The 19,624-nt window shown below is 65.4% G+C and carries 17 protein-coding genes; 8 read left to right on the top strand and 9 right to left on the bottom strand.

The genetic code is table 11. The annotated features are described in order from the left end of the window. Positions 1 to 8: 8 nt before the first annotated feature. Together ACZ48C_RS13220 and ACZ48C_RS13215 are read left to right on the top strand one after the other, a co-directional pair. A complete protein-coding gene (locus tag ACZ48C_RS13220; protein WP_464781365.1) occupies positions 9 to 1,808 on the top strand; it encodes an NAD(P)/FAD-dependent oxidoreductase in 1,800 nt (599 codons plus the stop codon). A 189-nt stretch (positions 1,809 to 1,997) separates the two neighbouring features. Next, complete coding sequence (locus tag ACZ48C_RS13215; protein WP_119256501.1) at positions 1,998 to 2,489, top strand: GAF domain-containing protein; 492 nt, start codon at positions 1,998 to 2,000, stop codon at positions 2,487 to 2,489. A 284-nt stretch (positions 2,490 to 2,773) separates the two neighbouring features. On the opposite strand, the gene ACZ48C_RS13210 is transcribed toward ACZ48C_RS13215, so the two are convergent. Continuing rightward, positions 2,774 to 3,877 (bottom strand): acyl-CoA dehydrogenase family protein, encoded by a 1,104-nt coding sequence (locus tag ACZ48C_RS13210; protein WP_464781364.1) that lies wholly within the window; start codon positions 3,875 to 3,877, stop codon positions 2,774 to 2,776. A gap of 360 nt (positions 3,878 to 4,237) precedes the next feature. On the opposite strand from ACZ48C_RS13210, the gene ACZ48C_RS13205 reads away from it, so the two are divergent. The 5 genes from ACZ48C_RS13205 (at position 4,238) to ACZ48C_RS13185 (ending at position 9,596) form a co-directional block, all read left to right on the top strand. Next, the gene (locus ACZ48C_RS13205) at positions 4,238 to 5,554 is read left to right on the top strand and encodes an FAD/NAD(P)-binding protein (RefSeq protein ID WP_464781363.1); all 1,317 of its coding nucleotides are present in this window, start codon (positions 4,238 to 4,240) and stop codon (positions 5,552 to 5,554) included. 225 nt (positions 5,555 to 5,779) lie between these two features. Continuing rightward, positions 5,780 to 6,805 (top strand): sulfate ABC transporter substrate-binding protein, encoded by a 1,026-nt coding sequence (locus ACZ48C_RS13200; RefSeq protein WP_464781362.1) that lies wholly within the window; start codon positions 5,780 to 5,782, stop codon positions 6,803 to 6,805. Positions 6,806 to 6,810: 5 nt separating this feature from the next. Beyond that, complete coding sequence (gene cysT, locus ACZ48C_RS13195; RefSeq protein WP_464781361.1) at positions 6,811 to 7,674, top strand: sulfate ABC transporter permease subunit CysT; 864 nt, start codon at positions 6,811 to 6,813, stop codon at positions 7,672 to 7,674. Beyond that, positions 7,664 to 8,524 (top strand): sulfate ABC transporter permease subunit CysW, encoded by an 861-nt coding sequence (cysW, locus tag ACZ48C_RS13190; RefSeq protein ID WP_119256507.1) that lies wholly within the window; start codon positions 7,664 to 7,666, stop codon positions 8,522 to 8,524. Before cysT ends, cysW begins: the two co-directional genes overlap by 11 nt. A gap of 19 nt (positions 8,525 to 8,543) precedes the next feature. Then, positions 8,544 to 9,596 (top strand): sulfate/molybdate ABC transporter ATP-binding protein, encoded by a 1,053-nt coding sequence (locus ACZ48C_RS13185; protein WP_464781360.1) that lies wholly within the window; start codon positions 8,544 to 8,546, stop codon positions 9,594 to 9,596. Positions 9,597 to 9,710: 114 nt separating this feature from the next. Here the strand turns inward: ACZ48C_RS13185 and ACZ48C_RS13180 are convergent, their stop codons facing one another. The 7 genes from ACZ48C_RS13180 to ACZ48C_RS13150 form a co-directional block, all read right to left on the bottom strand. After that, positions 9,711 to 10,415, bottom strand: a complete 705-nt coding sequence (locus ACZ48C_RS13180) for a GntR family transcriptional regulator (RefSeq protein ID WP_464781359.1) — start codon at positions 10,413 to 10,415, stop codon at positions 9,711 to 9,713. A gap of 174 nt (positions 10,416 to 10,589) precedes the next feature. Then, positions 10,590 to 11,309 carry an aspartate/glutamate racemase family protein gene (locus ACZ48C_RS13175; protein ID WP_119256510.1) on the bottom strand — a complete coding sequence of 240 codons (720 nt, stop codon included), beginning with the start codon at positions 11,307 to 11,309 and terminating at the stop codon, positions 10,590 to 10,592. Position 11,310: 1 nt separating this feature from the next. After that, entirely contained in the window at positions 11,311 to 12,033 is a 723-nt protein-coding gene (locus ACZ48C_RS13170) for an ABC transporter ATP-binding protein (protein ID WP_119256511.1), read from the bottom strand. 3 nt (positions 12,034 to 12,036) lie between these two features. Beyond that, a complete protein-coding gene (locus ACZ48C_RS13165) occupies positions 12,037 to 12,819 on the bottom strand; it encodes an ABC transporter ATP-binding protein (RefSeq protein WP_454635245.1) in 783 nt (260 codons plus the stop codon). Next, on the bottom strand, positions 12,816 to 13,787 hold the full coding sequence (locus ACZ48C_RS13160) for a branched-chain amino acid ABC transporter permease (protein WP_119256513.1): 972 nt from the start codon (positions 13,785 to 13,787) through the stop codon (positions 12,816 to 12,818). Before ACZ48C_RS13160 ends, ACZ48C_RS13165 begins: the two co-directional genes overlap by 4 nt. Positions 13,788 to 13,791: 4 nt before the next feature. Continuing rightward, a complete protein-coding gene (locus ACZ48C_RS13155; protein ID WP_119256514.1) occupies positions 13,792 to 14,661 on the bottom strand; it encodes a branched-chain amino acid ABC transporter permease in 870 nt (289 codons plus the stop codon). Between the two features lie 147 nt (positions 14,662 to 14,808). After that, a complete protein-coding gene (locus ACZ48C_RS13150) occupies positions 14,809 to 15,996 on the bottom strand; it encodes an ABC transporter substrate-binding protein (protein ID WP_245424814.1) in 1,188 nt (395 codons plus the stop codon). A gap of 228 nt (positions 15,997 to 16,224) precedes the next feature. Between ACZ48C_RS13150 and ACZ48C_RS13145 the strand changes: the two genes are divergently transcribed. Further along, positions 16,225 to 16,932: a GntR family transcriptional regulator gene (locus ACZ48C_RS13145; protein ID WP_119256515.1), complete on the top strand. Its 708-nt coding sequence runs from the start codon at positions 16,225 to 16,227 to the stop codon at positions 16,930 to 16,932. A 6-nt stretch (positions 16,933 to 16,938) separates the two neighbouring features. On the opposite strand, the gene treY is transcribed toward ACZ48C_RS13145, so the two are convergent. Next, positions 16,939 to 19,560: a malto-oligosyltrehalose synthase gene (treY, locus tag ACZ48C_RS13140; RefSeq protein WP_464781358.1), complete on the bottom strand. Its 2,622-nt coding sequence runs from the start codon at positions 19,558 to 19,560 to the stop codon at positions 16,939 to 16,941. Between the last annotated feature and the right edge of the window lie 64 nt (positions 19,561 to 19,624).

Raw genomic sequence — 19,624 nt, 5'->3', positions numbered from 1 at the left:
GAGAAACGATGCTCGAGAAAACCCCCACCACCCGCGTCCAGACACTTCTCGACACGCTCGGCGCGGCCCTTGCCGCCGGCCGGATCGACGATGCCGTCAACCTTTTCGCCGAGGAATGCTACTGGCGTGACCTCGTCGCCTTCACCTGGAACATCAAGACCGTCGAGGGCCGCGACCAGGTGCGCGACATGCTGCAATCGCAGCTTTCCGCCGCCAAGCCGTCGAACTGGCGGGTCGCTTCGGGCGAGGAGGCGACGGAGAACGACGGTGTCCTGGAAAGCTGGATCACCTTCGAGACGGCGACCGGGCGAGGCTATGGCCTCGTGCGCTTCAAGGACGGCCTCATCTGGACGCTGCTGACGGCGCTTTCCGAGCTGAAGGGCCATGAGGAGAAATCCGGCTTCACCCGCCCGCTCGGTGCGAAGCATGGCCAAAATCTCGGCGCGAAGACCTGGAAGGAGGAGCGCGAGGAGGAGGAGCGCACGCTCGGCTACGAGAAGCAGCCCTATGTCGTCATCATCGGCGGCGGGCAGGGCGGCATCGCGCTCGGCGCGCGGCTGCGCCAGCTCGGCGTGCCCACCATCATCCTCGAGAAGAACGACCGGCCGGGCGACAGCTGGCGCAAGCGCTACAAGTCGCTCTGCCTGCACGATCCCGTCTGGTACGACCATCTGCCCTATATCGACTTTCCGAAGAACTGGCCGGTCTTCGCGCCGAAGGACAAGATCGGCGACTGGCTGGAATTCTACACCAAGGTCATGGAGCTGAACTACTGGACCCGTTCCACCGCGAAGTCCGCGAAATGGGACGAGGCGGCGCAGGAGTGGACCATTGTCGTCGACCGTGACGGCGAGGAGGTCGTGCTGCGGCCAAAGCAGCTCGTCTTCGCGACCGGCATGTCCGGCAAGGCGAACATCCCCGACTTCAAGGGACGCGAGCGCTTTGCCGGCGACCAGCACCATTCCTCGCAGCATCCGGGACCGGACGGCTACAAGGGCAGGAAGGTCGTCGTCATCGGCTCGAACAATTCGGCCCACGACATCTGCGCGGCGCTCCACGAGGCCGGCGTCGACGTCACCATGATCCAGCGCTCGACGACCCATATCGTCAAGTCGGACACGCTGATGGATATCGGCCTCGGCGCGCTCTATTCCGAAGAGGCGCTGGCGAATGGCGTGACGACGCAGAAGGCCGATCTCATCTTCGCCTCGCTCCCCTACCGGATCATGCACGAATTCCAGATCCCGCTCTACGACAAGATGCGCGAGCGCGACGCCGACTTCTACGCGGCGCTGGAAAAGGCCGGCTTCCAGCTCGATTGGGGCGCGGACGGCTCGGGCCTCTTCATGAAGTACCTGCGGCGCGGCTCCGGCTACTATATCGACATCGGCGCTTCCCAGCTCATCATCGACGGCAAGGTGAAGCTTGCCGCCGGGCAGGTCGAGGAGATCACGGAGAATGCCGTGAAGCTTTCGGACGGCAGGGAGATCCCGGCCGACGTCATCGTCTATGCGACGGGCTACGGCTCGATGAACGGCTGGGTCGCCGACCTCATCGACCAGGAGACGGCCGACCGGGTCGGCAAGGTCTGGGGCCTCGGCTCCGACACGCCGAAGGATCCGGGTCCCTGGGAGGGCGAGCAGCGCAACATGTGGAAGCCGACGCAGCAGGCCGCGCTGTGGTTCCACGGCGGCAACCTGCACCAGTCGCGCCACTATTCCCAATATCTGGCGCTCCAGCTCAAGGCGCGCCTGGAAAGCCTCCCCACGCCGGTCTATGGCCTCCAACCGGTTCACCACCGGAAATAGGCCGGCATCTCGAGCGGGCAGCGCAAGTCGCTGCCCGCCTTTTATTGCGAACAGGTTGCCAGCGTCTCGACGAAGCGGGCAGCCGGCTATTGGTCTGGTGGCTGCCGCTGTGAGCGGCGCGCTTCATTCTTGCCAGAAGCGGCAAGCGGGTCTATCGACGGGCGATCCCAGCCTTTCAGGAACCCTGCCATGTTCGACATCCGCAAGATCGAAGCCGCCGACAAGCCCGGCTTCTACCGCGAGCTTCTTGCCCAGGCGGAAGGCCTGCTGCATGGCGAGCGCGATGCGATCGCCAATGCGGCGAACCTCTCGGCGTTGATCTACGATGCCGTCGCCGACCTCAACTGGGCCGGCTTCTATTTCCTGAAGACGCCCGGCGAACTCGTGCTGGGGCCGTTCCAGGGCAAGGTCGCCTGCGTGCGCATTCCGGTCGGCAAGGGCGTCTGCGGCACGGCGGTCGCCGAGGCGCGCAGCCAGCTCGTGGCGGACGTGCATGCCTTTCCCGGTCATATCGCCTGCGATGCCGCCTCGCGCTCCGAGGTGGTGGTGCCGCTGATCCGCGCGGGCGCCGTGCTCGGCGTGCTCGATCTCGACAGCCCTTCGCCCGGCCGCTTCACGGCGGAGGACCAGGCGGGCTTCGAGGCGCTTGCCGCACTCTATGTGGCGGGCAGCGATTTTTGAGGTGGTGAGCGATGCAGCATGCGCATAGCTGCACTGCACAATAAATGTTTTCCATCTGATCAAAAAACGACCATATTGCACACAGCTGATGCGCATGGCGGTTTTCCTCCCAGTGCCGCTGTATCAGCTGTTCCCCTCTGGAGGTTTTTGACCTTCACACCTCATGGGCCGCGAATTTCGCCGGCCCATTTTTTTTGCCCTTATGGCGGGGCTTAGCGGAACAGGTACGGTATTGGCGGGGCGAGGGCTACTTCGCCTTTCGCGCTGGTAGCAGCGGGCTGCGTTCAGCCTTCCTCTTCCGGCGGACGGCGGTGCTCGTCGCGGCGCAATCGGCCGCTTTCCCGCAGGATGGCGGCAAGATGCGGGGAGAGCGATGCTTCTCCCGCCGGCGCAGTGTCGGCCCGGCGAAGGGCGTCGGCGGCGTCTTCGGCGGCGGCAAGGGCCGCTGCCGCCGCGAGAAAGGCGTTCGTCCGGTGCTGTCCGGCTAGCCCGATCTGCGCGGCATCGATGGCGCGTCCCGCTTCGCCGGCCATCGCTTCGGCGGCAGCAAGACGGGCGGCAAGACGGCCGGTCTCGATGGGATCGCCGGCGTCGTCGTCCAGCAGATGCCGCATCGCCCCGCGGGCGGCGCCGATCCGCCTCGCCGCCTCCAGCAGCAGGTCGAGGGAGCGGGGGACGCCGTGCAGTGCTGTCTCCCCGGCGGAATGCAGCAGGGTGTCGCCATCGATCGCCACGTCCTTGAAGAGCACGTGCTCGGCGGGCTGGACGCCGCCTTTCGCCGGCTCGCAACTGTTGGCGACATAGTGGAGCCCGTCGATGCGGGTCGCAAGCAGGAGGCCCGCCGACCGCCCACCGTCGAGATGGGCCGGCACCAGCAGCCAGTCGGCATGCCTCGCGCAGGGGGTACAGAGGGCCTCGCCGCCGAGCCGCCAGGCAAGGCCGCTCGCGACGAGGGGAAGGGCGTCGACGCTCTCGCCGTTGCGGCGGGCCGATGCCCGCGCCAGCCGTCCGCCGGCGAGGGCGGCGGAAAAGACCGTGCCCTGCTGGCTTTCGCTGCCATGGCTGCGGACCTCTTCGACGGCGACGAAATGGGCGGCGAGAACATCCGCGAGCGCCGCGGACCGGCTGGCGGCGACACTGCAGACCTCGGCCAGAACGGTGTTCGAGACGTCTATTCCGCCGTGTTCCGTCGGAACGGAGATGCCGAAGAGGCCCGAGCGGGAGAGAAGATCGAGGCGGGCCTCGGCCGTTCCGGCGGCGGCGCCGCCCTCCGCGGGAAAGCTGAAAACCTCGGCGACCGTGCCGGCAACGGTGATCGCTTCATCCTCGGTTCCGATGACCGCGGCCGTTCGGGCCGGGCGGTCGAGTGCCGATGAAAACGTACCCATGTCGTCTGCTCCTTACGGAATGCGGTTCCAGGGCGCATAGGCATTATCGGGATAGAAAGATCACATTCTATAAAGATTGTATAGATTGGTTCTGGCCAGTTCGGGCGACATCGCCGGATCGTTTCGCGGCGCCTGCCATGTGCCGCGCCGCCGACGGAATGGGTGCGCGACCCCTGTGGCCGCCCGCCCAGTTCCACTATTTTAATGAGGGAACGCGTTCGTGAGAAGGAAGTTCGCCGGCCTCGCTTTCGGGCTCGGAATCGGCGAAATTTATTATCTACAAAAAAGGTAGAAAATTATCGAAGGCTGCGCTATCGTGTCTTCCGCTTCTTGCTTCACGGTGCAGGGGAGGGACAGGACATGTTCTTCGAAAGGGTCGCAGCAGAAGACGCCCGCTGTACGGGCGCATCGCCGATGGCGCGCATCGCGGTCGTCGGCGCGGGACCGTCGGGGCTCGCCACGATCATCGCGCTGATGCGCCGGTTTCACCGGCCCTTCGAAGCCTGGATGATCGATGCCGAGGATGCGCCTGGCGCCTTCGGCGACGGCCCTGCCGGCGAGGCGCTGACCACCGAGCCCGCCCGCGACCTTTCCGTCCTCCCCGAGCGGCCGGACGATTTTTCCCGCTGGCTGAAGGATACGCTTCTTGCCGCCGGCACGGTGTCCGCATTGCGCGGCCCGCAGGATATCCATGTGCCGCGCGCTCTCTTTCGCGACTATCTGATGGCGCGGTTCGGCGAGGCGCTTTCGCAACGCCCGGACGTGCATATCCGCACCATCCGCGGCACGGTGCGCCATCTCCTTGCGGAGGCGGGTGCGGTGCGCCTTGCATTTCGGGATGGCGAAGGCGCCGTCTTCGACCATGTCTTCATTGCGACCGGCTTCGGCATGGCGCAGCGCGAGGCGGCGTCCTGGCGGGAGGCATTCGCCGCCGCCGCGCGCCTTTCGGGGCAGGAGAACCCGCCGCCGCTGACCCTTGTCGGCAACGGCCCGCGTCTTGCCGCCATCCTGCTCGACCTGCGCCGGCGCGGGTTTTCCGGGCCCGTCGAGGTCGCCGCCGCGGCGGGCCGCCTGCCGCAGCCGCATGGCCGGGGCCATGAAGGCATGGTCTTCGGCGAGCCGCCCACCAGCCGCTCGCTGAGGGACGCCTTCCGCTATATCCGGCAGGAATGTAGCATCGCGGAGGCGCGGCACGGCGGTCAATGGCAGACCGTCGTCGATGCAGCCTCCGCCCGTCTTTCCGTCGTCTGGCGCAACCTGCCCCAGGCCGAGCGCAACCATTACCGCCGCCATATCCTGCGCCTGCACCGGCATTTCTCCGTGCGCCTCGCCGGCGATATCCATCGGCGCCTTGCCGCGGAATTCGAGAGCGGCCGCACGCGCTTCGTACCCCCGCGCGATCCGAAATCCCCCGACGAGACCGTCATCGACTGCCGCGAGGCGCCGTCCGCCCGCGCGCTTGCGGGATTGCTCGGCTGCGATGTAGCGCTGCTCTCTGCCGATGATTGCGGCCAGCTCCTGAACGACGGCGCGCCCCTGCGCGGGCTCTCGGCGGTGGGGGCCATTGCCTCCAGCCTGCGCCCCGGCCCCTTCACCTTCGCCGAGACGGTGCGACAGGTCTATCGCGGCGTTCTCGCCGTGCCCCTTTCCGGTCAAAGGCGGGTGTCGAATGGCTGAAAAAAATCCGGCGGGCGGCCGGAAAACCTGAATTTTTCGCGGATGCATTTTGCGTTCGCCCGGGCGTTTTCGAGATGAACTGTGCGCTTGCCGCCGGGTGGGACAGTGCGCCCATTGCGTCGTTGCGGCCCGTTTGGAACCGGTTTTGCGAAGTTTCCGGCCATTGTTGACTAAGTCTACTAATTCTCTAGGGTTTTGACCGAGGCAGAGACCAGGAGGTTGGAGATGTCGAAATTTCTGAAAGGTGTTGGGGCTTTCGCCCTTGGTGTGAGCCTCGTGCTCGGCGGCGTTTCGGCGGCAATGGCCGAGACCACGCTGCTGAACGTTTCCTACGATCCGACACGGGAGCTCTACAAGGATTTCAACGCCGCCTTCGTGGCGCACTGGAAGGCCGAGACCGGCGAGGACGTCACGATCCAGCAGTCGCATGGCGGCTCCGGCAAGCAGGCCCGCGCGGTGATCGACGGGCTGGAGGCCGACGTGGTGACGCTGGCGCTTGAAAGCGATATCGACGCCATCGTCGAGAAGACCGGCAAGATCGCCAAGGACTGGCGCTCGCGCCTGCCGAACAATTCGGCGCCCTATACGTCGACCATCGTCTTCCTCGTGCGCAAGGGCAATCCGAAGAACATCCATAACTGGGGCGATCTCGTGAAGGGCGACGTGCAGATCGTCACCCCGAACCCGAAGACCTCCGGCGGCGCACGCTGGAACTACCTTGCGGCCTGGGCCTGGGCCAACCAGGAATTCGGCGGCGACCAGGACAAGATCAAGGCCTATATCGCCGAGCTCTACAAGCGGGCGCCGGTGCTCGACACGGGTGCGCGCGGCGCGCTGACCACCTTCGCCCAGCGCCAGATCGGCGACGTGCTGCTCGCCTGGGAGAACGAGGCCTATCTGGCGGGTGCCGAATTCGGCGCGGATTCCTTCGACATCGTCGCCCCGCCGATCTCGATCCTCGCCGAGCCGCCGGTCGCCGTGGTCGACGGCAATGTCGATGCCAAGGGCACGCGCAAGCAGGCCGAAGCCTATCTCGAATATCTCTACTCGGAAGAGGGCCAGAACATCGCGGCCAAGCACTTCTATCGCCCTTCCAAGCGGGAGTTGGTGAAACCCGAGTTGCTGCAACAGCTTCCCGACATTAAGCTGGTGACGATCGACGACCCGATCTTCGGCGGCTGGGCAAAGGCACAGCCCGAGCATTTCGGTGACGGCGGGGTCTTCGACCAGATCTACAAGCCGGGGAACTGAGTAACGTGTCGACTTCTGCTGCCGCTTCTGTGCGGTGGCGACTGAGACAGCCAAGCGTCATTCCGGGCTTCGGACTGACGCTTGGCTTTTCGCTCGCCTACCTCACGCTCATCATCCTGATCCCGCTCGCCGGCCTCGTCTGGCGTTCCGCCTCGCTGTCGGGTCCGGAATTCCTCGCCATCCTTGCCGATGAGCGCACGTTGAATGCGCTCAAGGTGTCCTTCGGCACGGCCTTCCTCGCCGCGCTGATCAATGTCGTCTTCGGCGTCATGGTCGCCTGGGTGATCGTGCGTTACGATTTTCCCGGCCGGCGCATCGTCGATGCGGTGGTCGACCTGCCCTTCGCCCTGCCGACGGCCGTCGCGGGCATCGCCCTTGCCGCGCTTTATGCGCCGAACGGCTGGGTCGGGCAGGTGCTGAACGTCTTCGGCATCAAGGCGGCCTTCAACACGACCGGCATCGTCATCGCCCTCGTCTTCATCGGCCTGCCCTTCGTGGTGCGCACGGTGCAGCCCGTCATGGAGGAGATCGACGGCGAGGTCGAGGAGGCGGCGGCGACGCTTGGCGCCAACCGTTTCCAGACGGTCTTTCGCGTGCTGCTGCCGGGGCTCGCGCCGGCGATCCTGACGGGCTTCGCGCTCGCCTTTGCGCGCGGCGTCGGCGAATACGGCTCGGTGATCTTCATCGCCGGCAACATTCCCTATGTCTCGGAGATCGCGCCGCTGCTCATCGTCATCCGGCTCGAAGAGTTCAACTACGGCGCGGCGACGGCGATCGCCACGATCATGCTGGCGCTGTCCTTCGCCATGCTGCTCGTCATCAACCTCATCCAGGCGTGGAGCCGCAGGAGGTACGGTCATGGCGCGTGAATCCCGTCCCTTCCGCTCGCCGACGACGGAGGCGCCCGCCGCCCGCTACACGCTGATGGCGCTCGCTTTCCTGTTCCTGGCGCTCTTCCTGCTCCTGCCGCTGGCCGCGGTGTTCATCGAGGCCTTCCGCAAGGGAGCGGGCGCGTTCTTCGCCGCCTTCGGCGATCCCGATACGCTCGCCGCCATCCGTCTCACGCTGCTGGTCGCCGGCATCGCGGTGCCGCTCAACCTCGTCTTCGGCGTGGCGGCGGCCTGGGCCATCGCCAAGTTCGAGTTCAAGGGCAAGGCGTTCCTGACGACCCTGATCGACCTGCCCTTCTCGGTCTCGCCGGTCATTTCCGGCCTCGTCTATGTGCTGCTCTTCGGCTCGGGCAGTGTTCTCGGGCCGTGGCTGAAGAGCCATGGCATCGAGGTGCTCTTCGCCGTGCCGGGCATCGTGCTCGCCACCGTCTTCGTGACCTTTCCCTTCGTCGCGCGCGAGCTGATCCCGCTCATGCAGGAGCAGGGCACGGGCGACGAGGAGGCGGCCCTGTCGCTCGGGGCCTCCGGCTGGCAGACCTTCTGGTACGTGACACTGCCCAATATCAAATGGGGCCTGCTCTATGGCGTGCTGCTCTGCAATGCCCGCGCCATGGGCGAGTTCGGGGCGGTCTCGGTGGTTTCGGGCCATATCCGCGGCCTCACCAACACCATGCCGCTGCATGTCGAGATCCTCTACAACGAGTACAATTTCGTCGCCGCCTTCGCGGTGGCCTCGCTGCTCGCCGCTCTCGCGCTCGTCACGCTGGTCGTCAAGACGGTCCTCGAACTTCACTACGGCGCGGAAATCGCCGCCGGTCGCAAGCATTGATTTGAAAGGCACGCCCGCAATGGACGTCAGTGTAAAGAACATCCGCAAGGAATTCGACCGCTACCCGGCGCTCAACGATGTCTCGCTCGACATCCGCTCCGGCGAGCTGATCGCGCTCCTCGGCCCGTCGGGCTCCGGCAAGACGACGCTGCTGCGCCTCATCGCCGGCCTGGAGCAGCCGACGCTCGGCAGCATCCATTTCGGCGCGGAGGATGCCTCGCACAAGACGGTGCAGGAGCGCCATGTCGGCTTCGTCTTCCAGCATTATGCGCTGTTCCGCCATATGACGGTTGCCGACAACATCGCCTTCGGCCTCACCGTGCGCCCGCGCGGCGAACGCCCGCCGAAGGCCGAGATCCGCCGCCGGGTCGGAGAACTGCTGGAGATGGTGCAGCTTTCCGGCCTCGATAAGCGCTATCCGAACCAGCTTTCCGGCGGCCAGCGCCAGCGCGTGGCGCTCGCCCGCGCCATGGCGATCGAGCCGAAGGTGCTGCTGCTCGACGAGCCTTTCGGCGCGCTCGACGCCAAGGTCCGCAAGGAGCTGCGCCGCTGGTTGCGCGAATTCCACGACCGCACCGGCCACACCACCGTCTTCGTCACGCATGACCAGGAAGAGGCGCTGGAGCTCGCCGACCGCGTCGTCGTCATGAGCCAGGGCAAGATCGAGCAGGTCGGCTCGTCCGACGATGTCTACGACAGGCCGAACTCGCCCTTCGTCTTCTCCTTCATCGGCGACAGCGCGAGCCTTCCCGTGACCGTGGCGGAGGGCGGCATCCTCTTCCAAAAGACGCCGATCGGCATCACATCCGCTGCCGGGGACGCCGCCGCCGGCACGCTGTTCTTCCGGCCGCAGGATGTGGTGCTGGTCGCCGATCCGCAGGCGTCGGCGCTCGAAGGGCGCGTCGCGACGTCGCGGCGGCTCGCCGGCACCCGCATCGCCGATATCGACATCGGCAGGGCCGGTGCGGCGCACCATGTCGAGATCGAAATCCCGCTCGACGCGCAGGCGGCGAACGGCTCGACGCTCCGCTTCAGGCCGACGCGGTGGAAGCTGTTCGGCGAGCAGGCCTGACGTGTTTGTGACCTAGAGCGTTTCCGTTTTTCTCCGAATCGCGCAAACGCTCTAACTCTTTGTTTCGCCGTATTTCCGAACGCAAAACCGCTGCGCACTTTTGCTGGAAATGCTCTAGACGAGGCCTTCCGCAACGGCATAGGCGGAGAGGACGTCCTTGATGTTGCGGTCGTCCTCCTTCGGCAGAAGGGCGCGGGTGGTGATCGAATCGAGGTGATGCGCCATCAGCTTGGCCGCCGCCTCGGTCTTGCCGGCGATCAGGTGGTCGAGAAGGTCCTGATGCTCCGACACCGCGCATTCGGACGAATGCGGCCGGCCGTAGAGCGCGAGGATCAGCGAGCTGCGGGCGACCGTCTCGTTCACGTAGCGGATGAGGCTGGCATTGTTCGTCATCTGCGCGAGCAGGGTGTGGAATTCACCGGCCAGGCGGATCGACTGGGCGTGCTCCATCCGCGCGGCATCCTCGGCGGCGATATGCGCCGAAAGCGTGTCGATCTGCTCTTTGGTCAGCTTGCCCGACAGGGTTTCCACGACAAGGCGCTCCAGCGCCATGCGGGTAAGGAACAGGTTGCGTCCCTCTTCCAGTGTCGGACGGGCCACCGTCGCGCCCTTGTTGGGGCGCAGGTCGACAAGGCCCTCCTCGCTCAGCCGCACGAGGGCCTCGCGCACCAGCGTGCGGCTGACGCCGAGGCGCTCGCCGATGGAATCTTCCGGCAGCTTGGCGCCGGGCGACAGGGCCTGGTCCAGAATCGCGCGCTTCAAGGCGCGATGTACGGCTTGCGACCGGCCGCGGCCCGTTTCGCCCACCTTCTGTGTCATGCGGCTTTCTCCCGTCCCGAAATGAGCCTGCAAATTGCATGCAAACAGCGAGTCTGTCCACCCGTGCGCATCCGGCACAGGCAATCGGCCGACGGCGGCGGGCGTTTCGAATGGCCGCGCGCCTGTTCGGGGAGCAATGTATGCGATCCTGTCCCGGGAATGCGTACTTTCGCGCTATTCCCCGGGAAAGATGCTTTTCAGTTTCGCCGGCGGCGGCGGGGCGTAGCCGCCGAGGCGCGAGGTGCGCATGTTGAGGCCGGCCATGGCTTCGGCGAGCTTGACCGCGCAGGTGACGCCGTCGAGCACCGGCAGGCCGTGTTCCTGCGCGAGATCGGCGGCGAGGCTGGCCATGCCGGCGCAGCCGAGCACGATGGCCTCGGCGCGGTCCTCGGCGATGGCGGTGCCGATTTCGGCGCTGATCTTCTGGCGGGCGTTGGAGCCTGGCTGCTCCAGTTCCAGCACCGCGACTTCCGAGGAGCGCACCTTGGCGCAGCGGGCATCGAGCCCGTAGCGGGCAAGATTGTGCTCCAGCGCCGGCACGGAGCGGGCAAGCGTCGTCACCACGGAGAACTTGTTCGAGATCATCGAGGCGAAATGGTAGGCGGCCTCGCCGATGCCGATCACCGGACGGTCGGTGAGGCAGCGCGCCGCGTCGAGGCCGGTATCGTCGAAGCAGGCGATGACGACGGCGTCGCAATCCGGATTGCGGCGAATCGTGTCGAGCAGGCCCGCAAGGCTCATCGCCTCGTCGAAATAGCCCTCGATGGAAACGGGGCCGTGCGTCGGGTTGACGGCGGTGATTTCGGTGCCGGGAGAGGCGGCGCCGCGCGCCGCCTTCCCGATGTGATCCGTCATCGATGCGGTCGTGTTGGGGTTGATGACGAGGATTTTCATGTCAGAGTTCGCCTCCGAGGTAGGCAGCCTTGATGCGGTCGTCGTTCATCAGTTCCCTGGAATTGCCGGAAAGCGCGATCGAGCCGGTGGAGAGCGCGTAAGCGCGGTTGGAGATGGAAAGGGCCATGCGGCTGTTCTGCTCGACGAGGAGGATGGAGACCTTCTCGTCGCGGCTGATGGCCACGATGGCGCGGGCGATGTCCTGCACGATCTTCGGCGCGATGCCGAGGGAAGGTTCGTCGAGGAGCAGGAGTTTCGGGCGGGCCATGAGGGCGCGGGCGATCACCATCATCTGCTGCTCGCCGCCGGACATGGTGCTCGCCTGCTGATGATAGCGTTCCTTAAGGCGGGGAAAGCGCGTCAGCACGTTTTCCAGCGTCCGCTCGATCTCCGCCTTGTCGGTGCGGGTGAAGGCCCCCATCAGGAGATTGTCCTTCACCGACATCAGCGGAAAGGCGCGGCGGCCCTCCGGCACCATGGAGATGCCCCGGCGGACGATCTCGGCGGCGGGCGTGCCGTCGAGCTTTTCTCCCTGGTAGGTGATCCGGCCGGACTTGATCGGCCTGAGGCCCGTGATCGCCCGCAGGATCGAGGACTTGCCCGCGCCGTTCGCGCCGATCAGCGCCACGGTCTCGCCTTCGCCCACATCGATGGAAACGCCTTTCAGCGCATAGATGTGGTCGTAGTAGAGTTCGACATTTTCAACGCTCAATATGTTCGTCATGGCTTACATCCCGATCGCGGCATCTTCGGAGCCGAGATAGGCTTCGATGACCTTCTCGTCCTGGCGGATTTCCTGGGGCGTGCCCTCGGCGATCTTCTGGCCGAAGTTGATGCACACGATGCGGTCGCTGATCTTCATCACCGCGGGCATGTCGTGCTCGACGAGGAGCACGGTGACGCCACGCTCGTCGCGAAGACGGCGCACGAGGGCCACCATCTTCATCGTCTCGTCGTGGTTCATGCCGGCGAAGGGCTCGTCGAGCAGGATGACCTTCGGATCGGTCGCAAGGCCGATGGCCATGCCGAGCGCGCGAAGATGGCCCTGCGGCAGGTTGGAGGCGAGCTCGTTGCGGATCGCCTGCAGGCCGAGGAAATCGACGATGTCGTCGGCCGACGCCGCGAAGGCCGCCTCGTCCTCGCGCGCCTGCTTCGAGCCGAGGAAGAAGCCGAGAAGGTTCGCCTTCGAGCGCAGGTGATGCGAGACGATGATGTTCTCGCGCACCGTCATGGAGCGGAAGATCGTCGTTTCCTGGAAGGTGCGCACGACCCCGAGACGCGCCACCTTGTGCGGGGCGAGGCTGGAAATGCGGCTTCCCCTGAAGAGCACTTCGCCGCTCGTCGCCGGCACGAAGGAGGAGATCAGCTTGAAGAGCGTGGACTTGCCCGCGCCGTTCGGACCGATCACCGAGAGGATCTCGCCTTCCTTGACGTCGAACGACACGTCGTTCACCGCCGTCAGGCCGCCATAGCGCTTGGTGATGTTGTTGATCTGCAGGATCGGGCTCATGCGCGGCCCTCCTTCTTGTCGAGCAGGCTCAGGACCCCGTTCGGCAGGACCAGCATGAGCAGGATCATGACGCCGGAGTAGATGAGGAGCTGGTATTCCCTGGCGATCGACAGCAGGTCCCAGCCGAAATAGAGCAGGAGCGTGCCGAGCATCGGGCCGAAGACGTATCCGAGGCCGCCGAGGAAGCAGTAGAGCATGAAGTTCACGCTGTCCGCGACGACGAAGGAGGACGGATAGATCGACTGCGAGATCGCCGCGAACATGGCCCCGGCTATGCCGCCGAAGAAGGACGAGATCGCATAGGCGAGGACCCTGAGATAGGCGGTGTTGACGCCGATCGAGGCCGAAAGCTCCTCGTTCTGCTGCAGGCTGCGGCATAGATGCCCGAGGCGCGAGTTCACGATGCGCCAGAGCACGAGATAGGTCACGATCATCAGCACCACGGCCATGATGTAGAAGCCGAAGCGCGGATTGGAGAGCGTGCCGAAGGCCGGGATGATCGTCAGGCCGAAGAGGGAGAGTTCCCCCGGCAGCGGGATCGAGGTGATGCCCTTGGCGCCGTTGGTGACCGGCAGGGCGAGCGCGGAAAGGCGCGCGACCTCGGTGAGCACCAGCGTCACCATGGCGAAGTAGACGCCGCGAAGACGCAGGATCGGCAGGCCGATGACGACGGAGATGAAGGCGCAGAACAGGCCTGCCAGCGGCAGCGTCAGCCAGAAGGAGACATTCGCCTGCGTCACGAGGATGGCCGAGACATAGCCGCCGACCAGCGCATAGGCGCCCTGGCCGATATTGATGCGGCCGATATAGAAGGTGAGCCACACGCCGGCGGCGCCGACGGACAGCAGCGCGACCGAGGTCAGCGTATAGAAGAAGTCCCAGCGGCCGGTGGCGCGGATGAACAGCGGCACGAGCACGAGGACGGCGATCAGGAAGACGGCGAAGCCGAGGATTTTCTTGATATTCATTGTCTCAACCCCACGGCTTGCCCATCAGCCCCTGCGGGCGGAATGCCAGGAACACCATCAGCGAGGCGAAGATCACGAGATAGGTGATGTCGCCATAGGCCGAGAGCACGGTAAGGCCGACGCTTTCCATCATGCCGAGGATGAAGCCGCCGGCGATCGCGCCGGAAATCACGCCCGCGCCGCCGATCATGATCATCAGGAAGGCCTTGATCGAGGTCGGGCCGCCCATGCCGAGGTTGACGCCGGTGATGGTGACGAGAAGGCCGCCGACGAGACCGGCAAGCATCGCGCCGAGCGCAAAGCCCAACATGGAGTAACGCGAGACGTCGACGCCCATCAACTGGGCCGCCATGCGGTCCTGCGCCAGCGCCCGCATGGCGCGGCCGGCACGGGAATAGTTCATGAAGCCGATGAAGACGACGATGAGGAGGATCGCGAGGACGCCGATCAGGATGCGGTCATAGGGCATGATGATGCGCATGTCCCAGTTGAACACGCCGCTCACGATCTTCGGCACGCCGCGCTGCTTCTCGCCGAAGAGCAGCAGGATGACGGCATCGAGGAAGAAGGCGACGCCGGCGGCGAGCAGCATGGTCGATTCATCGCGCTTGGAGCGGCGCACGACCGGCGCGAAGAGGAATTTCTCGATGAGCGCGCCCATGACCGCGAGGATCACGGCCGAGGCGACAAGGCCGACGACGAAGGGCAGGCCGAACTGGACGACCACCGTATAGGTGACGAAGCCGCCGAAGACGTACATCTGCCCGTGGGCGAAGTTCAGCACGTTCATCAGCGAGAAGATCAGCGTCAGCCCGAGGGCTATCAACGCATATTGCGCACCAAGGTAGAGACCGTTGGCGATTATCTGTTCCATCGTGAGCCTCCAATGGAAAGGTCAGGCAGAGAGAGACCCGGCCGGACGACAGGTGCGGTCCGGGTCCCGTTTCTGAAGCGCTGCGCGCCGTTCGGACGGGTGCGAAGCACTTTTCCTGGATTTGCCTCCAGGCGCCTCAGGCGCCGGTCAGTCGACCTGGCCGACGAACAGCGTCTCGAACTTGCCGTCCTTGTACTCGTTGACGACGAGCGGGACGGAGATCTGGCGCTTCTGGCCGAAGGAGGTCATGCCCACATATTTCAGCTTCGCGTCGCCCTTCATGAAGGGGTTGGGCGCTTCGAAGGTGTCGATCGTCTTCTTGAACTCGTCGACATTGTCGATGGCCGCCGGGTTCGCCTTGATCGTCTCGATGATGTATTCGAGCGCATAGACCTTGGTGTTGGATTCGTCGTTGTATTCGCCGAACATCTTGGTGTAGCGGTCGACGAATTCCTTCATCGTGTCGCTGGCAAGCTCCGGCGTGGAGGCGCCGCCGACGGAGATGAAGCCTTCGGCAAGTTCGCCGGCGCCTTCCTTGAGGACGGCCGCGTCCTGCGCCGTCTCGGTAGAGATGAGGCCGGTATAGCCGAGCTCGCGCGCCGAGCGGATGAGCTGCGGGGCGTTGGCCGGCGACACGCCGGAGAGCACGAGGAGATCCGGTGCGGACTGGATGACCGGCAGGAGGACCGGCGTGAAGTCCGTCGTATCAACCTGGTAGGTCACGTTGCTGGAGACCACGTCGAGGCCGAGGGCCTGAGCGGCGGCGACGCCGGATTCACGCTGGCTGAGCGGGTCGGATTCGTTGGCCGCGACGAAGGCCACCTTCTTCACGCCCTTGTTTTCCATCAGGTACTTATAGATGGCCGGGCCGGACTGGTAGTTCGCCACCATGCTGAGGATGGCGTTGGAGGCCGGCGGCGAGAAGAGCGCCTTCGGGAAGGAATAGGGGAAATACATGATGCCGTTCTGCTCGGCGGCCGGGCGAACCGCCGCCGCGCCGTCGTCGACATTCGGGCCGACGACGTAGTGGACGCCGTCCTGCGCCATCTTTTCCATGCCGGCGATGGCGCGCTTGGGATCCTTCTGGTCGTCGAAGGGGACGATCTCGATATTGTAGGTCTTGTCGCCGATCTTGACGCCGCCGAGTTCGTTCAGCCAGGTCGCCCGTGCCTCCATCGAGCGCTGGTTGGAGATGCCCCAGGCCGCGGCCGGGCCGGAAGTGACGCCGACAAAGCCGACCTTCAGCGTCGCGTTCTCGGCATGGGCCATCAGCGGCAGCGACAGGACGGTCGCTGCAGCGAGGGCGGAAAACTTCAGGAATGTGCGCTTGTGCATGATGTTCTTCCTCTGGGCCATTGATCTTTATCGGTATAGGCACGCGGGCCGCGAGAGGCGGCCATATCGGCCTTGGCTTGAGCATTGAGCGTATTGTTAACGATCTTGTCAAGTGGTGTGAACAACGGCGAGATATGGCGTCGACGAAATTGACGCTTGTTGGTCAACCAAAACGGCCCTATCTAGGGGCTTACGAGGCAGAGAACGCATGTAAAGGTCAATGCGGCCATGGATGTAAGCACGCGGAACCCGGTGGCGGAATCGGACGAGATCGACGAGAGCGATATCGTCGAGCGCATTTTCGAGGCCGTTATCGAGCAGCGGTTGCCGCCGGGCACCAAGCTTTCCGAATCCGCACTTTGCGATGCCTTCGGCGTCGGACGGATGCGTATCCGCCGCAGCCTGCTGCTGCTTGCAAGCCGCGAGGTCGTCGAGCTGCATGCCAATCGCGGCGCCTTCGTCGCCTCCCCCACGGCCGAGCAGGCCCGCGAGGTCTTCGAGGCCCGTCTGGCGCTCGAGCCGAACATCGCGCGCCTCGCCGTCCAGCGTGCGACGGACGAGGATATCGCGACGCTGAACCTTCATCTGGAAATGGAGCATCTCGCCCACAAGGAGCGGCGTCGGCACGATGCGATCCGCCTGTCCGGCCAGTTCCATACGCTAATGGCGCAGGTCGCCGGCAATGCCGTGCTCCTGCGCACCATGAAGGAACTGGTGACGCGCACCTCGCTGATCATCGGCATCTTCGGTGCGCCCGGCGTCAGCAATTGTCGCGACGACGACCATGCGGCGATTGTCGGCGCGTTCCATACCCGCGACGCCGAAAAGGCGGCGTGGATGATGACGCAGCACCTGCGCCACATCGAGAGCCATCTCCAGCTCGGCGCCAAGGCGACGGACAGCGTCGACCTCGTCAAGCTCTTCGCCAAGCCCTGATCGTTTCTAGACGCTGAGGAGCAAGGCGACCGGCTCCTCCCCGAGGGCGTCCGCCACGGTAAGCGTCGCGCCCGGTGTGAGGGTGCGGCCGTCGAGGACCGAGCGCAGTTTTCGCGCCTCGAAGCCGGCCGGAAGGGCGAGGCGGATATCGTCCAGCGTGCCGTCCAGCAATTGCAAGCCATCCGGCGCGACCTTGCCGAACACCAGCCGCGGGACGACGGTGATGGCGAAGGCCTGCGGCGTGCCGCGCAGGAAGGCGAGGGCCTGCCGGCTTCCGTCCGAAAGTGCCAGCGGCAGGTAAGGGCCGTCGAAGGGGGCGGGGTGCCGGTTGCGGGCGTCGAGCACCGTTGCCACCAGCCATTGCTTGTAGTCCGCGAAACGCAGCCGTGAGTCCGTCGGCTTTTGCGGAACGTCGAGGCTTTCCATCTCCAGCGGCTGCCGGTTGTCGGGATCGACCAGCGAGAAATCGCCGCGCTCGCTGCCCTGATAGATGTCGGGAATGCCGGGCGCAGTCAGCTTGACCAGCGTCTGCGCCAGCGAATTGACCAGCCCCGCATCGATGAAGGGCGACAGCGTGGCGGCGAAGTCTTCGAGGAAGACGTTGTGCCCGAAGAGGCCGTCCACGAAACCGGCGACCTTTTCTTCGTAGTCGACATCCGGCAGGCTCCAGTTGGAGCCGAGCTTGGCCTCGCGCAGGGCCTTTTCGACATAGGGCCGCATGCGCGCCTTCAGCGCCGCCATGGCCGGTGCGTCCCCATGCCCCTCCAGCGGCCATGCGCCGGCCAGGGATTGGTAGATGAGCCATTCCACGCCCGGCTCCGGCGCAATGCGTTCGGCTTGCTGGCGGCGAAGATGTGCGTTGAGCGCCGTCCAGCGCCGCGTTGCCGCGATCCACAGGTCCGGGGCTTCGCCGAGGGTGTAGAGCCGCGCGCGGGCATCCTCGCCGCGCTTCGTGTCATGCGTCGCGGTGGCCGAAAGGCCACGCGGCAGGGCCTTTTCGCGCGCCTCCATGGCAGCGTGGAAGGCGGCGGGCCCGCCCGTCGGCCGGCCCGGATCGCCGCCGACCTCGTTGAGGGCGATGAAGGCGTTCTCACGGTAGAAGAGCGTATCCTCCAGCGCCTTCGCCATGATGGGGCCGCTGAGTTGCTGGAACCGCACGCGAAATTCCGGGCAGCCGGTGAGCGTGCCGCATGTCCTGTCGTCGACGAGCAATTCCCAGATGAAGTCGATCGCCTCGCGCACTTCGGGGCGGACGTCTGCCTGCGCCTGCTGGCGCGCGGCTGCGAGAAGCTGGCGGTCGTGCTCGTCCGCGCCGGCGGTGGCGGTCGTGTAGGTGCGGTAGACGGGAAGGGCCACGATCATGCCGCAGATCGCCTCGGCCAGCGCGGGCCGGGAAAGATCGGCATTTGTCTCGTCCGCCATGGACTTTGCCAGCCGGGTGACGCGGTGGACTTCGCCTTCGAAATTGTCCGAAAGCATCTGCCGCTTGCTGGCGCGCCGCTCCTCCTCGTAGCTTCCCCGGTGCTCTTCGGATTTCAGGGGGCGGAAAGCGGCTGCAAGCCGGCCGCCCTCCTTCTCGTCGGCGAAGGCGTCGGCGAGGGAGGCGATGAATTCGTAGCCCGTCGCGCCCTCGACCGGCCAGTCGGTGCGAAAGGGCTCCTCCTTTTCGAGGATTTTCTCGACGACGATATGGACGTCGGGGCCGACGGCGGCGCGCAGGCGTTCGAGATAGGCTTTGGGATCGGCAAGCCCGTCGACATGATCGATACGCAGGCCGTCCACGATCCCGTCGCGCGCGAGATCGAGCACCAGCTTGTGGTTGTCGTCGAAAACCTTCGGGTCTTCGACGCGAAGGCCGACAAGGCCGGCGATCTCGAAGAAACGGCGATAGCTGAGATGGCGGCTCGCCGTCTTCCAATCGGTGAGCCGCCAGGGCTGGGTGGCGTGAAGCGCGGTGATCGCGGCCGGATCGGCGGAGAGTTCGGCGAGGCGCCGTTCCAGCGCTGTGCGGGCGCCCGAAGCGGCGACCGCCTGCGAGAGAATGGCCCTGCCATCCGGGTCTTCCTTCGGGCTTGCCTTCACCGTGAAACCGTCCCCGGCGTCGAGCACCAGCCGGTAGGTGCCGGGATGCAAGGGGTAGCAGGTGTCATGATAGCAGAGCGCCAAGGCGTCCCGCTGCGGATCGAGCGCCAGGCGAAGAGAGCCCGCGGCCAGTTCCTCCTCGAAGCCCTTTCCCAGAAAGGGAAGCGTCAGCTTCTGCGACCAGTCGATGTCGAAATGGCCGGAAAAGGGGCTTTCCACCCCCCAGAGGACGATGCTGTACCACCAGGGATTTTCAAGGCTCGCCGCCATGTGGTTCGGAACGATGTCGAGGAGGAGGCCCATGCCCTCTGCATGCAATTCCGCAGCGAGGCGGACAAGGCCTTCGCGGCCGCCCAGCGCCGGATCGATCTCGTCGGTGCGGGTGACGTCGTAGCCATGCGTGGAGCCGCTGACGGCGGTCATCAGGGGAGAGGCATAGAGATGGCTTATGCCGAGCCGCCTCAGATAGGGAACCAGCCGGCATGCTTTGCCGAAGTCCATGCCGTTGCGGAACTGGAGGCGGTAGGTCGAGCGGGGAGAGGTCATGAGGCCCTGAAGATGGGGGTGGAAGCCGCTCCAGAACGCATATCCTCCCGATTTGTTCCAAGCG

This window comes from Shinella sp. 1A1 (assembly GCF_055379515.1).
This window is presented reverse-complemented; position numbering and strand designations above follow the sequence as displayed.

What these genes read in the sequence shown, in the direction of transcription:
- ACZ48C_RS13185 (WP_464781360.1), top strand. Translation starts at nt 8,544, where the DNA reads ATGGACGTCAGTGTAAAGAACATCCGCAAGGAATTCGACCGCTACCCG.
- cysW (WP_119256507.1), top strand. Translation starts at nt 7,664, where the DNA reads ATGGCGCGTGAATCCCGTCCCTTCCGCTCGCCGACGACGGAGGCGCCC.
- ACZ48C_RS13155 (WP_119256514.1), bottom strand. Translation starts at nt 14,661, where the DNA reads ATGGAACAGATAATCGCCAACGGTCTCTACCTTGGTGCGCAATATGCG.
- ACZ48C_RS13175 (WP_119256510.1), bottom strand. Translation starts at nt 11,309, where the DNA reads ATGAAAATCCTCGTCATCAACCCCAACACGACCGCATCGATGACGGAT.
- ACZ48C_RS13145 (WP_119256515.1), top strand. Translation starts at nt 16,225, where the DNA reads ATGGATGTAAGCACGCGGAACCCGGTGGCGGAATCGGACGAGATCGAC.
- ACZ48C_RS13205 (WP_464781363.1), top strand. Translation starts at nt 4,238, where the DNA reads ATGTTCTTCGAAAGGGTCGCAGCAGAAGACGCCCGCTGTACGGGCGCA.
- ACZ48C_RS13165 (WP_454635245.1), bottom strand. Translation starts at nt 12,819, where the DNA reads ATGAGCCCGATCCTGCAGATCAACAACATCACCAAGCGCTATGGCGGC.
- ACZ48C_RS13210 (WP_464781364.1), bottom strand. Translation starts at nt 3,877, where the DNA reads ATGGGTACGTTTTCATCGGCACTCGACCGCCCGGCCCGAACGGCCGCG.
- ACZ48C_RS13170 (WP_119256511.1), bottom strand. Translation starts at nt 12,033, where the DNA reads ATGACGAACATATTGAGCGTTGAAAATGTCGAACTCTACTACGACCAC.
- ACZ48C_RS13180 (WP_464781359.1), bottom strand. Translation starts at nt 10,415, where the DNA reads ATGACACAGAAGGTGGGCGAAACGGGCCGCGGCCGGTCGCAAGCCGTA.
- ACZ48C_RS13150 (WP_245424814.1), bottom strand. Translation starts at nt 15,996, where the DNA reads ATGCACAAGCGCACATTCCTGAAGTTTTCCGCCCTCGCTGCAGCGACC.
- ACZ48C_RS13200 (WP_464781362.1), top strand. Translation starts at nt 5,780, where the DNA reads ATGTCGAAATTTCTGAAAGGTGTTGGGGCTTTCGCCCTTGGTGTGAGC.
- ACZ48C_RS13220 (WP_464781365.1), top strand. Translation starts at nt 9, where the DNA reads ATGCTCGAGAAAACCCCCACCACCCGCGTCCAGACACTTCTCGACACG.
- ACZ48C_RS13160 (WP_119256513.1), bottom strand. Translation starts at nt 13,787, where the DNA reads ATGAATATCAAGAAAATCCTCGGCTTCGCCGTCTTCCTGATCGCCGTC.
- ACZ48C_RS13215 (WP_119256501.1), top strand. Translation starts at nt 1,998, where the DNA reads ATGTTCGACATCCGCAAGATCGAAGCCGCCGACAAGCCCGGCTTCTAC.
- treY (WP_464781358.1), bottom strand. Translation starts at nt 19,560, where the DNA reads ATGACCTCTCCCCGCTCGACCTACCGCCTCCAGTTCCGCAACGGCATG.